This window comes from Micromonospora sp. CPCC 205558, from assembly GCF_036902955.1.
Taxonomy (GTDB): domain Bacteria; phylum Actinomycetota; class Actinomycetes; order Mycobacteriales; family Micromonosporaceae; genus Micromonospora.
Genome location: NZ_JBAKHR010000052.1, coordinates 16,710 through 28,053 on the forward strand (window position 1 = coordinate 16,710; position 11,344 = coordinate 28,053).

Genomic DNA, 11,344 nt, shown 5'->3' on the forward strand with positions numbered 1-11,344 from the left:
CGCCGCTGCGGTGAGGGCATCGCCGTTCGACCCGCGGTCTATGCGGCCAACGAGACGCCGGATGCTCCGAAGGCGCTCGGATGTTTCGACACTGGGCGAAACACATCGCGCGATTCTGGATTCACACCTCTGTCAACCGCTCATCGCGACGTCGTCCTCCGGAAGTTGGGCGCGGACCAGAACGGACGGGCCGCCCCGACTCCGGACACCGCATGTCGCTTCTGCTGCTCCACGGTTGAGGAAGCGCGCTGATAGCCTGACGCGTCTCACGTAGGAGTGGAGCTGCCGGTGTTCAGGATGGTGCTCCGTAGTTGTGTCGCGGTGGCGACCGTCTGCTTGGTTTCCGCCTGCGGCTCTCCGACGACCACTCCAGCGGTTCGATCCGCCGAGGGAACGAACCAGACAACGGGTTCCAAGTCACCTTCCTCAGCAGTTCCGGCGACCGGCGGGACCGGGTATTCCGCGACGTTGTCCGCACGCCTGGTGACCACGGAGTCACTACCGCCAGGGTTCACTGTGGAGGTCGCGACGAGCATGGCGTCTGACGCTGGAGATCGGCGACCAGAGGTCGACGCGCCTTGTTCGCGCAGCATGATCCCGCTGCTGTCAGCCCGCCGACTGACCGGGACTCCGTCGGCGATGGCCGCAGCCACACTCAGCTATGACGCGGGGCCTGATGACCTGTGGGTGGGAACCGAAGTCCTCAGGACCTACACCGATGACGGTGCCCGGCGCGCAATCACCGACCTGCGAACGTTCGTCGACCGTTGCCCGGCCGTTGTGCTGTCCGGTGGGGGCGGCGGTGGCAGCCATCGTTACGCAGTGGCGCCAGCGCCGCGGTTGGGCGATGACAGTATTCACGTCAGCTGCACCGTCACGTCGGGTCTTGACGCGATGGCTTGCGACAGCCTGCTCATCCGGATCGGAACCACGTTGGTTGTCGTTCAGTCGGAGGGCAACAAGACCGGCAGCGACAAATACCTCGACCAGGTTGCCGAGGCTGCGCTCCACAGATACCAGACGACCGGATCCTGAACGGCTTCAGCGACGCCGGAGCCCTGGGACGGTTCTAGGCAGCCCGGGCCACGTGAAACCGAGCCGGCCAGGGGTCGGGGCGCTCCGGTCGACGACGAGTCCGAACCCTGGCGCTGCGGGCTGACGTAGATATCCTCTTCAGGTGCCGGCCTGTGTGGAGATCGTTGACGCGGGTTCGGCACTGCGAAGGGACTATCGACATGCCCCGTGTGGTACCGGCGGTCAACCGCGCACTCAACGTCCTCGAGCTGTTCCTGGACTGTCCCCAACTGTCGGCCCGCCAGGTGATGGAGCGGCTCGATCTACCCCGCACCACCGTCCACGAGCTGCTCGTCACTCTTGAGGCTCGCTCGTACCTGATCTCCGTACCGGGTCAGCCGGTGCAGTATCGGCTCGGCATGCCGCTGTTCCAGCTCGGCGCGGCGTTCGCGGGCCGGCTTGATCTGGTTCGCGAGGCGCAGTGCGTGGTGCGGGACGTGGCTGCCGCGTGCCATGAGGCGGTCCACGTGGCGGTGCTCGACGGCCCCGATGTCATCTATCTGGTGAAGTTCGACAGCACGCATCCCGTCCGGATGGTGTCCGGGGTGGGGCGGCGGCTGCCGGCGCACTGCACGGCGGTCGGCAAGGTGCTGCTGTCGAGCCTCGACGAGGCGGGCCTGGATGCTGTCCTGACGAAGGGCGAGCTGCCGGGTATGACACCGGAAAGCATCACCGACCCGGATCGGCTGCGTGAGCATCTCGATCGTGTCCGGGCGGAGAGCGTCGCGGTCGACATCGGTGAGTCTGACAGCGCCATGCGCTGTGTCGCTGCGGCGATCCGGGACCATTCCGGCGCCACCATCGCCGCGATGAGCCTGTCCGCGCCGATCATTCGCTGGACACCGCAGGCGCACGTGGAGTGGACCGGGCTGGTTCGTGAGGGCGCGGCCGCGCTGTCGGCTCGCATGGGCTACCGGGCCCGGTCTCGATAGTCCGCCTCCCGTTTTCGGCTCGAAACCCCATCGAAACATTGACAGCTGTCTTGCCACTGCTCTAGCGTCGCGACCACTCGATACGGTATCTCGAACTCAGTTCGAAATCTCGAACGGTGGTGGTCGCGTGGCCCGACCGAACTGCAACGTCAGCGCAGCTTTCTCGGCCCGGTCGCCGATCGCCTCAACCGCGTCGCGCTACCCGGCGGGCGGCACGCGAAATCTCGCGCGCCGCTCGCTCGGATGCCACGACGCCGCGCACGTCAACGGACTCCTGACGGTGAACGGCGGCAAGAGCGATCCCCTCGCCGCTGTGGCAAACCCAACAAGCGCAACAGCGGGTACGCGGGCGCGCTGATCGGTGCGGGCGACGCGTCCGTGGTCGCCGTCATAGGGACACCTGGAGCACAAACACGCCTTCGGGCGTGCAGTGGTGCGGAGAACAGAGGAGGCGAATGTCCATGAACGACAACCTGGCGTGGTCCCGGCGCGGCTTTCTGGGGATGGGGGTGGGGGTGCTCGGCGCGGCTGGTCTGGCCGCGTGCGGGGACACCTCCGAGTCGCCCACCAAGGTGCAGCCGGACGTTCCGCAGGAGCTCATCGACGCCGCGGCGTCGATGAAGGGCTCCTCGATGGGGATGCTGTCGCAGAAGTTGTATTCGACGGCGGCCAACGAGGCCCTCGACAGCTCGATCAAGAAGTTCGCCGACACCACCGGGACGAAGATCGAGAACAGTCTCGTCCAGGCCGACGCCGGTGACGTGGTGGCCAAGATCGATGCGGAGGTCAAGGGCGGGGTGGCCCGTGACCTGGCATTCATGACCGATTCGCGGTTCGTCGCGCAGTTCCACGCGCTGGGCGACCTGGAGGACGTGACGGACGTCGTCACGGCGCTGACCGCCAAGTACGGCGAGCCCTGCGCCGAGGCCAAGAACTTCTGCGTCTTCGACGGCAAGTGGTTCGCGATCCCATACCACTTCATCGGGATCGGGTCGTTCCTGCGCAAGGACTGGATGCAGGACAAGGGCATCACTCCCAAGGACATCTACAGCTGGGAGGAGCTGCGGGACCTGTGCCTGGAGATCTCCGATCCAGCCAAACGCCGGTTCGGCTGGGGCATGACGGTGAACCGGTCCGGTGACGGCAACGGCATGATCGAGGCGCTGATCAACGCCTACGGTGGGTCGATCGCCTCCAACGACGGCCGGAAGGTCACCTTCAACTCGCCCGAGACGGTGCAGGCGGTGAGCTTCCTCGGCGACATCTACACCAACCCCAAGTACAAGCCGATGTTGCCGCCGGGGATCGCCAGCTGGACCGACACCAGCAACAACGAGAACTGGCTCGCTGGCATCCTCGGCTACACCCGCAACCAGTTCAGCGTGTACGCGGACTCCAGGACCAAGAAGAACCCGGTGCACGCCAACACCCACGTGTTCTCCGACTGCATCGGGCCGGCGACCGACAATCCCCTGCTGCTCGGCCAGTCGCAGGGCTTCGTCGTCTTCAAGGGCGCCAAGAACCCGGCGCTCGCCAAGCTCCTCGCGCAGTACCTGGTCAGCGCGCCCGCGCTGCTCGGGGTGGCCAAGGAGGCCCCCGGCCTGGTGATGCCCGCCTGGGAGAAGGTCTGGGACGCCGACCCGTTCTTCACCAGCGGCGACGCGGCGTTCCCCATGCTGCGCAAGATCACTGAACTGAAGCTGCCGCTGAACACGAAGAACGGCCTGGCCTTCCCGCAGAAGGCCAGCGCGGGCCAGCAGGCGGTTGGTTCGGCCTACGTCCTGACCGACATGATGCAGCAGGTCGTCCAGGGAACGGCGCCGGCACAGGCCGTGACGGCCGCCCACGCGAAGATGGTGCAGATCTTCAACCAGCAGGGGCTGCCGCAGTGAGCTCTGTCCGTCCTGCGCGGGTCCCGACGGCGAGGAAATCCCCGCCGTCGGGGCCCGGCTCTCTCACAGCGGTCCAGCGGCGGCTGGGGCGTGACTGGCGGCTGGCGGCGCTGTTCCTGATGCCCATGGCTGTGCTGGTCGGCGGGCTCGTCCTCGTGCCGATCGCCCGGTCGATCATCACCAGCACCACGGAACGGCACGGGCAGGACACCGTCTTCGTCGGCCTGGACAACTACCTCGCGCTCGTCGGCGACGACCAGTTCCACACCGGCGTGGTGAACTCGTTCGTCTTCACCGCGTACGCCGAGGTTTTCAAGGTCGTGCTGGGGTTGGCCGCGGCCCTGCTGCTGCACCACCGACGCCGGGGACGGGCCCTGCTGGCCGGGCTGCTCCTGGTGCCGTGGGTGGTGCCGACGGTGGTGACGGCGTTCAGCTGGCGCGCGCTGCTCGACCCGATCTTCGGCAGCGTCAACAACCTGCTCACCGTTACCGGGATCGGGCCGCTGCTGGCCAGCGCGCACCTGGTCGACAGCTGGCCGGCGGGCTGGCTGTCCGACCCGTCGCTGGCCATGCCGTCGGTGATCCTCGTCAACGTCTGGAAGGGAGTGCCGTTCTTCACCGTGTGTTTCCTCGCGGGGTTGAAGGCCATCCCGGCGGACCTCTACGAGGCGGCGACCATCGACGGCGCCTCGTCGTGGCAGCGGTTCGCCCACGTGACACTGCCCGGACTGCGCCACGTGATCACCGTGACGGTGACCCTGTCGTCGATCTGGACGTTCAACAACTTCGACCTCGTCTGGTTGCTGACGCAGGGCGGCCCGGGCGACGTGACAGCGCCGTACGTGCTCATCGCGTACTCCAAGGCGATCCTGCAACTGCAGTACGGCGCTGGGGCGGCGGTCACGCTCGTCATGCTGCCGATCATCGGCGGGTTGGTGTTCGTCCTGGTCCGGTTGTTGCGTCAGGACACCAACATCAAGCTGCCCCGCCGACGCCGGGCAGCGCGGTGGGTCGGCACACAGCGGTGGGCCGGGCCAGCGCGCAAGGCCCTGCCGTGGGCCGTCGCCGCGCTGGTCACCGGTCTGTTGCTCTGGGCGTCGCCGAAGATCTTCTGGAAGGCGGCGGTGGTCCTCGGGGTGATTCTGCTGGTCGCGGCGGCGGTCGGCCGGCTCGTCTCGGCCCTCCAGTCGCGAGGTGGTCGCCGGTCGTCGTCGGCGGTGTCGGGCGTCGGGTCCTGGGTCGCGCTGGCCGGTCTGCTCTTCTTCGTGCTCGGCCCGCTGTACTGGATCGGCGTCACGGCCTTCAAGTCCGAGGGCCAGGTCGTCATGCGCACCGACGACCTGTGGCCGACGCCGTGGACGTTGGAACAGTTCAGCGCGCTCTTCGCCAACCAGCCGTTCGGCCGCTGGTACCTCAACACCCTGCTGGTGTCGGCGGCATCCACCGCGGTGGCTCTGGTCTGCGCCGCCCTGGCCGGCTACGCGCTGGCCCGGCTGCGGTTCCGTGGGGCGCAGAGCTTCACCGTCACGGTGCTGCTCACCTACGTGATGCCGGGCGCGCTGCTGTTCATCCCGCTGTACCAGATGCTCATCGGCGCCCGGCTCACCGATTCGCTGTGGTCGCTGGTGGTGACGTACCCGACCTTCACGCTGCCGTTCGCCACCTGGCTGCTGGTGGGGTACTTCTCGTCGATCCCCATCGAGCTGGAGGAGGCCGCGCTGGTCGACGGTTGCAGCCGCGTCCAGGCGTTCGGCCGGGTGGTGCTGCCGCTGGCCAAGCCGGGGCTGCTGGCGGTCGCGCTCTTCACCCTGACCAACGCCTGGAACGAGTTCCTCTTCGCCTTCGTGTTCATCACGAAGGACGAGTACAAGACGCTCCCGGTCGGGATGCAGTCGATGATCGCCGGCGACGTCGTGCCACAGGGACAACTCGCTGCGGCGTCGCTGCTCGTCAGCATCCCCGTGGTGATCATGTACGCCCTCGGGCAGCGCTTCCTCACCGAAGGACTCACCGCGGGGGCGGTGAAGGGCTGATCGGAGGGCAGCCGGCCGCTCGGCGCTACCAGGCCATGTTGATGGCACGCTCGAAGTTGACGTAACCGGCACGGGCGAAGGCGTTCGCCATCGGGGTGTTACCCAGATCGGTGGCGGCCCGGATGCGTGGCACGCCCTCGTCGGCCAGGATGCGGGTGCCTTCGGCGAGGAGTCCGTCGACGTAACCGTGGCCCCGGTGCTTCGGCACGACGCCGAGGTAGGCGATCACCGGGTGGTAGGCGTTGCGGGCCGGGACGACGAACCCGACGGGGTCGCCGTCCCGGCCCAGCGTGCCGACACGCCACCACTGACGGGGGGGTGGTCCTGGTCGGCAGGACCTGCCGGGCGGCCGTCTCGTACAGCGCCTGCGCCACCTCGGTCAGATCGTCGGCGGTGTCGTCGACGTCGAGGATGTCCAGCAACAGCGGACTGCTGTCGCCGCTGCGGCCCCACCAGGCGACCCTGGCCAGCAGTGGCGGCTGATCTGGCGTACCGGCAGCGAGACGGAACTCATTCGATCCTTTGCCAGCGTCGCGCACCACCTCAACTCCATCGAGTAGCCCGACTGGCTCACCCTGCCGCATGGTACGAATGCCGCAGAGCGTGCATAACCCACAGGACGGGCGGGCCGATGACGAGGAGCAGTGCGGGCAAGCTGCTGCGGAAACCAGGGGACCCGCAACGGGCCACCTTCCTGGAGCTCTTCTTCGATCTGGCGTTCGTCTACGTGCTCACCCAACTCGGGCGGGTGCTCAGCCAGGACCTCACCTGGCGGGGCGCCTTCCACACGCTGGTGCTGCTGCTGGCTGTGTGGTGGGTCTGGTGCAGCACGGCGACGGTCCCGGACCGATTCGACCCGCGGCGGCCGACGATTCAACTGCTGGTCATCGCGACCCTGGTCGGCAGTCTGCTGATGGCCGTCGCGCTACCGGAGGCCTTCGGAGCACACAGCCTGGTCTTCGCGGGGGCGTATGTCACCGTCCAGGTCGGTCGCAGCATCGGCCTTCTCATCGCCCTGCGGGGCCACGAGCTGCAACGCGGCGCCCTACGGGTGGTCATCTGGTTCTGCGTCTCCGCCGTGCCGTGGATCGCAGGGGCACTGGTGCACGGCACCGCTCAGGAGGCACTGTGGGTGCTGGCGGTGGCCATCGACTATCTGGCGGGAAAACTCCGCTACCTGACACCCGGCCTGGGCCGATCGCCGCCCTCGGAGTTGCCGAGCGCCGCCGAACACCTGGCCGAGCGTCACCGACAGTTCTTCATCATCGCGCTGGGCGAGATGATCCTGGTCTCCGCGTCGACCTTCGGCGGCAGCGGCTTCGCACCCGACCGGACCACTGCGTTCCTGGTGTCGATCGCCACCACGGTGCTGATCTGGCGCATCTACATCTACCGTGCCGGGGAGTTGTCGGCGTCAGCCATCGCCAACTCCCGCGATCCGGCCCGCCTTGGACTGTCGGCGTTCTACGCCCACCTGGTCATGGTGGCCGGTGTCGTCGTCACGGCGGTCGGCGCCGAACTCGTCATCGCCCATCCGGCCGGGCGACCCGAACCAGCCTTGATCGCGATCATCCTCGGCGGACCGGTGCTGTTCCTGGCCGGGCGCTCCCGCTTCGAGTACGTGGTCTTCAGCCGGGTGTCCTGGGACCGGCCGATCGGGCTGCTCGCCCTGGCCGCGCTGACGCCGTTGATGCTCCTCGTACCGCCGATCGTGGCCGCCGTCGCCGTCGCCGCAGTCCTGGCCGGGGTCGCCATCTCGGATGCCGCCCGTGCGCGAGGTCGCCCACCTGAGTCGCCGTCGCCACCTGGATAGCCAGCCAAAACCCCGCCGGGCCTCACTGCCTGAGCTGCTTCTCGAACCAGTGGTGGGCGTAGCGCTCGGTGTTGTACGCCTCGATCTCCCGGTAACCGGTCGCCCGGTACAGGGCGATCGCCTCGGTGAGGTTGCGGTTGGTGTCCAGCCGGACGGCTGTCGCGCCATGCTCGGCGGCGTACCGTTCCAGCTCGCCCAGCAGCCGCCGCCCGACGCCGAGCCCACGTACGGTGTCGGCCACCCACACGCGTTTGATCTCGGCGGGCGCGTCCCGGTGGAGCTTCACCCCGCCGCAGCCGATCGGTTCGCTGTTGAGGGTGGCGAGCAGGAGCACCCCGTTGGGTGGGACGAGCGCCTCCTCGTGGAGCGGCTTGCTCAGCGCGGGGTCGAAACCGTCGTCGAATCGTCGGGCGATGTCCCGGACGTAGGCCCGCAGGCACGAGCGGGCCCGCGGGTCGCTCGGCGGGCACGGCTCGATGACGACCATCGACCCGATGAGCAGCCGTTCGACCTCGGCCATGGCGGCGACGAGTCGGTCTCGGTGGTGTTCGGTGAGCGGTTCGAGGATCGAGGCGGCGAGATCGTCCGACCGTTGATCGAGGTCGGCCCACTGGGTCCGGCCGGCGTCGGTGAGCGTGGCGACGCGCACCCGACCGTCACCGCCGGTCTGGTCGACCGGCCCGACGGTGATGAGGCCGTCGTTCTCCAGGGTGCGCAGGAGTCGACTGAGGTATCCGGAGTCCAGGCCGAGCCGGGCCCGTAACGCGGCGACCTCGGCACCGGCGGGGCCGATCTCCCAGAGCAGCCGAGCCTGCCCCAGGGGACGCCCCTGGGCCATGTACTCGTCGTCGAGCGCCCCCACCCGTTGGGTGACCGTTCGATTGAACCGCCGCACGGCGGCGATGAGAGCCGGGTCCATATACCTGACTTTAGTCAGGCTTCCCGATTACGCGCCAGTCTGGCGACGGTACGACTGGATGCCGGCGTGATCCAGGACGACCACCACCAGCACCACCGCGGTGCTGACCGCGCTGACCGCCAGCAGCGGCAGCCGCAGGACGGCCGCCGCGCCCCCCAGCACGAGCAGGGCCACCACCCGATGCCAGGAGAGTCGCCGGTGGATGGCCGCCGAGAAGAGGATCCGACCGACGAGGAACAGTGCCGGGCCGCCCAGGATGGCCAGGACCGCTGTCGTGTCACCCGTCCGCAGGGGGTGGGCGATGCTCAGTTCGGCGCCGACGGCGGTGACCACCAACCCGGCGACCATCACCAGGTGCAGGTATCCGGTGATGACCCCGAGTCGGGACGGGTCGGCGTGCTCGATAGCGGGGCCGAGACGCTGACCGGCGGGCGTGACGTACAGCAGACCGATCAGCACCGCGGTGGCGAAGACCAGCAGGAACGTGGCGGTCTGCGGAAGGGCGAGGTCGGTGTCGGCGTACGACAGGCCGGTGACCAGGACCAGCTCGCCAAGCGCGATGATCATGATTTGTTGGTACCGCTCGGCGAAGTGCTCGCCAGCCAGACGCAGCTCCTGCGGCCCGGTCCGGCCCATCCACGGAGTGGGCCAACCGAATCGAGGCCCGGTGACGTCGATGGCGAGGGCGAGCAGCCAGAGCGGCATGCGCCACTCCGGCAGAAACCCACCGGCCAACCACGGTACGGCCGAGACGCTGAACCAGCAGAGAATGCGCAGCGCCCGCTGCTGCCGCGGGTGACCCCGCAGCGAGAAGGCGGTGACCGCGCCCCTGGCGATGTGCACCGAGACGTACGCGCCGGCGAAGAGCAGGCCCCGCCCGTCCATCGCCTGCGGGATCGCCACCCCGGCCAGCAGGCTGCTCAGCGCGGCACCGACCAGCAGCCAGCGCACCGCCGGGCTCTCCGGGTCGTACCAGTCGGCGAACCAGGTGGTGGTCACCCAGATCCACCAGACCCCGGTCAACAGCAGGGCGGTGTGCAACGCGCCGACCGGGGTGAGGTCGTGCAGCAGGTGGACGGCGAGCTGACTGAGGGCCAGCACGAACGCCAGATCGAAGAACAGCTCCAGGAACGAGGCGCTCAACGGCGAGTCACCGCCTCGCAGCAGCCGTTCGGGTCTGCTCGCCATCGGCGCTCCTCCCGCCGGCGCACGCCCTGCGTCCGTCGTACCACCCGAGGCCGGCCACCGAAGCCGAAAGCGGTCAGCCGCGGAGCGACGACCCGCTGACCCCTCGTGTCGTTGATCCGGCTGCGCCCACGGTCACCCCTGACCACGGTGGGGGCACCGACTCAACGAGGAGGGAAGCCGATGACCGCTCAGCGCGAAACCGTGCAGGTCGACCACGACCTGTTCCGCGCCGTGTACGACTCGCCCGCATCACTGCCCGGCCGACACCGCTGGACCACCCCGGAGTCGGACGTCCGGCGGCTGGAGAAACTGCTCGGCATGCCGGCACGCAGCATCGGCGCCCCGCTCTGGGTCAGCGGCGACGAACCCGACTGCCCGAAGTGCCGCCGGCGGGTCACCTGGTACGACATCGTCTCGTCGGCACTCTCCGGCCTGCACGACAAGGACATGATCGCCACGGTCATCCTGGGCGAGCGCAAGTACGTCAACACCGAGATCCCCGATGCCATCGCTGGGGTGCGCTGCTCCGACTGTCACACCGCGATCGACGGTCTGCGCAGCTTCAAGTGCCACAACTGGGCGTACGCCTTCGAGGAACTGGAGGCGGTCCGCGCGCGGATGGTCGGCGGTCCCGCGCCGATCTGAGCCACGAAGGTCGTGAAGACACCCGACCTTCGACAGGGGCGGTGTCCTCTGCCGTGTTCCTAGGGTCTCCGGGAGGTGAACGGGGTATGAACGTGAGGTGAGGTGATGCATGGCCGCCAACGGGAGCACGGACGTTCCGGAGATCAGCGCCGAGTGGTACCGCGACGTCGTCGATGCCGCCGCCGGCAGCCCAGAGCCGGTGCAGTGGTTCGTCGGCCACGCCACCGAGGGGGTGATCCTGCTGCTCGGCGCGCTGCTGCTGATGGCCGCGCTGAGCCGCCGGCCCGGCGGCCCGCACGACCGGGCACTCGCCCTGATCGCGCCGCTGCCGACCCTCCTGGCGTACGTGGGCAGTGAGTTCCTCAAGACCGTGGTCGACGAGGAACGCCCCTGCCGAACCATCGGCCGCGCGATCATCGCGAGCGCCTGCCCACCTCCGGGCGACTGGTCGTTCCCCAGCAACCACGCCACGATCGCCGGCGGTCTGGCGGTCACCACGTTGCTGCTCTCCCGCCGACTCGGTCTGGTCGCGTTGCCGCTGGCCGCGCTCGGCGCCTTCTCCCGGGTGTTCGTGGGCGTGCACTACCCGCACGACGTGATCGCGGGTGTGCTGCTCGGTGCCCTGGTCGCCGTGCTGGTCACCCCGTTGCTGGCCCGGCCGGTCAGCGAGGTGCTCCGCCGCCGGGCCAACCGCCCCGACCGCCCGACCCCCAAACTCGCCGGCCGCTCCGGCCCCTGACCACCGCCGCCCCTCGCCCCTCGCCGCGCCGCCCGCCCGCCGCGCCGCCCGCCCGCCCGCCGCAGCCCTCGATAGCACCCGTAGCGGCTCCGCCATCCGAGAACAATCT

At 68.8% G+C, this 11,344-nt stretch carries 10 protein-coding genes; 7 read left to right on the top strand and 3 right to left on the bottom strand.

Annotated elements, in window-relative coordinates:
• The first annotated feature begins 591 nt into the window (after positions 1–591).
• From V6U86_RS32570 to V6U86_RS32585, 4 genes are all read left to right on the top strand, one after another.
• A complete protein-coding gene (locus tag V6U86_RS32570; RefSeq protein WP_334510229.1) occupies positions 592–1,035 on the top strand; it encodes a hypothetical protein in 444 nt (147 codons plus the stop codon).
• A 200-nt stretch (positions 1,036–1,235) separates the two neighbouring features.
• Entirely contained in the window at positions 1,236–2,006 is a 771-nt protein-coding gene (locus tag V6U86_RS32575; protein ID WP_334510232.1) for an IclR family transcriptional regulator, read from the top strand.
• Between the two features lie 455 nt (positions 2,007–2,461).
• Positions 2,462–3,898 carry an extracellular solute-binding protein gene (locus V6U86_RS32580; protein WP_334510234.1) on the top strand — a complete coding sequence of 479 codons (1,437 nt, stop codon included), beginning with the start codon at positions 2,462–2,464 and terminating at the stop codon, positions 3,896–3,898.
• A gap of 119 nt (positions 3,899–4,017) precedes the next feature.
• Positions 4,018–5,931 carry an ABC transporter permease gene (locus tag V6U86_RS32585; protein WP_334510236.1) on the top strand — a complete coding sequence of 638 codons (1,914 nt, stop codon included), beginning with the start codon at positions 4,018–4,020 and terminating at the stop codon, positions 5,929–5,931.
• 25 nt (positions 5,932–5,956) lie between these two features.
• Here V6U86_RS32585 and V6U86_RS32590 read toward each other — a convergent pair whose 3' ends face one another.
• Positions 5,957–6,220 (bottom strand): GNAT family N-acetyltransferase, encoded by a 264-nt coding sequence (locus V6U86_RS32590; RefSeq protein WP_334510249.1) that lies wholly within the window; start codon positions 6,218–6,220, stop codon positions 5,957–5,959.
• A 342-nt stretch (positions 6,221–6,562) separates the two neighbouring features.
• Here V6U86_RS32590 and V6U86_RS32595 point away from each other — a divergent pair, with 342 nt between their 5' ends.
• Complete coding sequence (locus V6U86_RS32595) at positions 6,563–7,744, top strand: low temperature requirement protein A (RefSeq protein ID WP_334510238.1); 1,182 nt, start codon at positions 6,563–6,565, stop codon at positions 7,742–7,744.
• 22 nt (positions 7,745–7,766) lie between these two features.
• Here the strand turns inward: V6U86_RS32595 and V6U86_RS32600 are convergent, their stop codons facing one another.
• Both V6U86_RS32600 and V6U86_RS32605 read right to left on the bottom strand, forming a co-directional pair.
• Positions 7,767–8,663, bottom strand: coding sequence for a helix-turn-helix domain-containing GNAT family N-acetyltransferase (locus V6U86_RS32600; RefSeq protein WP_334510240.1), 897 nt, complete (start codon positions 8,661–8,663; stop codon positions 7,767–7,769).
• A 27-nt stretch (positions 8,664–8,690) separates the two neighbouring features.
• Positions 8,691–9,851 (bottom strand): low temperature requirement protein A, encoded by a 1,161-nt coding sequence (locus tag V6U86_RS32605; RefSeq protein ID WP_334510242.1) that lies wholly within the window; start codon positions 9,849–9,851, stop codon positions 8,691–8,693.
• A gap of 180 nt (positions 9,852–10,031) precedes the next feature.
• On the opposite strand from V6U86_RS32605, the gene V6U86_RS32610 reads away from it, so the two are divergent.
• On the top strand, positions 10,032–10,496 hold the full coding sequence (locus tag V6U86_RS32610; protein ID WP_334510244.1) for a hypothetical protein: 465 nt from the start codon (positions 10,032–10,034) through the stop codon (positions 10,494–10,496).
• Positions 10,497–10,605: 109 nt separating this feature from the next.
• Positions 10,606–11,235, top strand: a complete 630-nt coding sequence (locus tag V6U86_RS32615) for a phosphatase PAP2 family protein (RefSeq protein WP_334510247.1) — start codon at positions 10,606–10,608, stop codon at positions 11,233–11,235.
• Positions 11,236–11,344 lie beyond the last annotated feature (109 nt).

Coding starts and splice junctions, on each gene's coding strand:
- V6U86_RS32570 (WP_334510229.1), top strand. CDS start 592: ATGATCCCGCTGCTGTCAGCCCGCCGACTGACCGGGACTCCGTCGGCG.
- V6U86_RS32575 (WP_334510232.1), top strand. CDS start 1,236: ATGCCCCGTGTGGTACCGGCGGTCAACCGCGCACTCAACGTCCTCGAG.
- V6U86_RS32580 (WP_334510234.1), top strand. CDS start 2,462: ATGTCCATGAACGACAACCTGGCGTGGTCCCGGCGCGGCTTTCTGGGG.
- V6U86_RS32585 (WP_334510236.1), top strand. CDS start 4,018: ATGCCCATGGCTGTGCTGGTCGGCGGGCTCGTCCTCGTGCCGATCGCC.
- V6U86_RS32595 (WP_334510238.1), top strand. CDS start 6,563: ATGACGAGGAGCAGTGCGGGCAAGCTGCTGCGGAAACCAGGGGACCCG.
- V6U86_RS32600 (WP_334510240.1), bottom strand. CDS start 8,663: ATGGACCCGGCTCTCATCGCCGCCGTGCGGCGGTTCAATCGAACGGTC.
- V6U86_RS32605 (WP_334510242.1), bottom strand. CDS start 9,851: ATGGCGAGCAGACCCGAACGGCTGCTGCGAGGCGGTGACTCGCCGTTG.
- V6U86_RS32610 (WP_334510244.1), top strand. CDS start 10,032: ATGACCGCTCAGCGCGAAACCGTGCAGGTCGACCACGACCTGTTCCGC.
- V6U86_RS32615 (WP_334510247.1), top strand. CDS start 10,606: ATGGCCGCCAACGGGAGCACGGACGTTCCGGAGATCAGCGCCGAGTGG.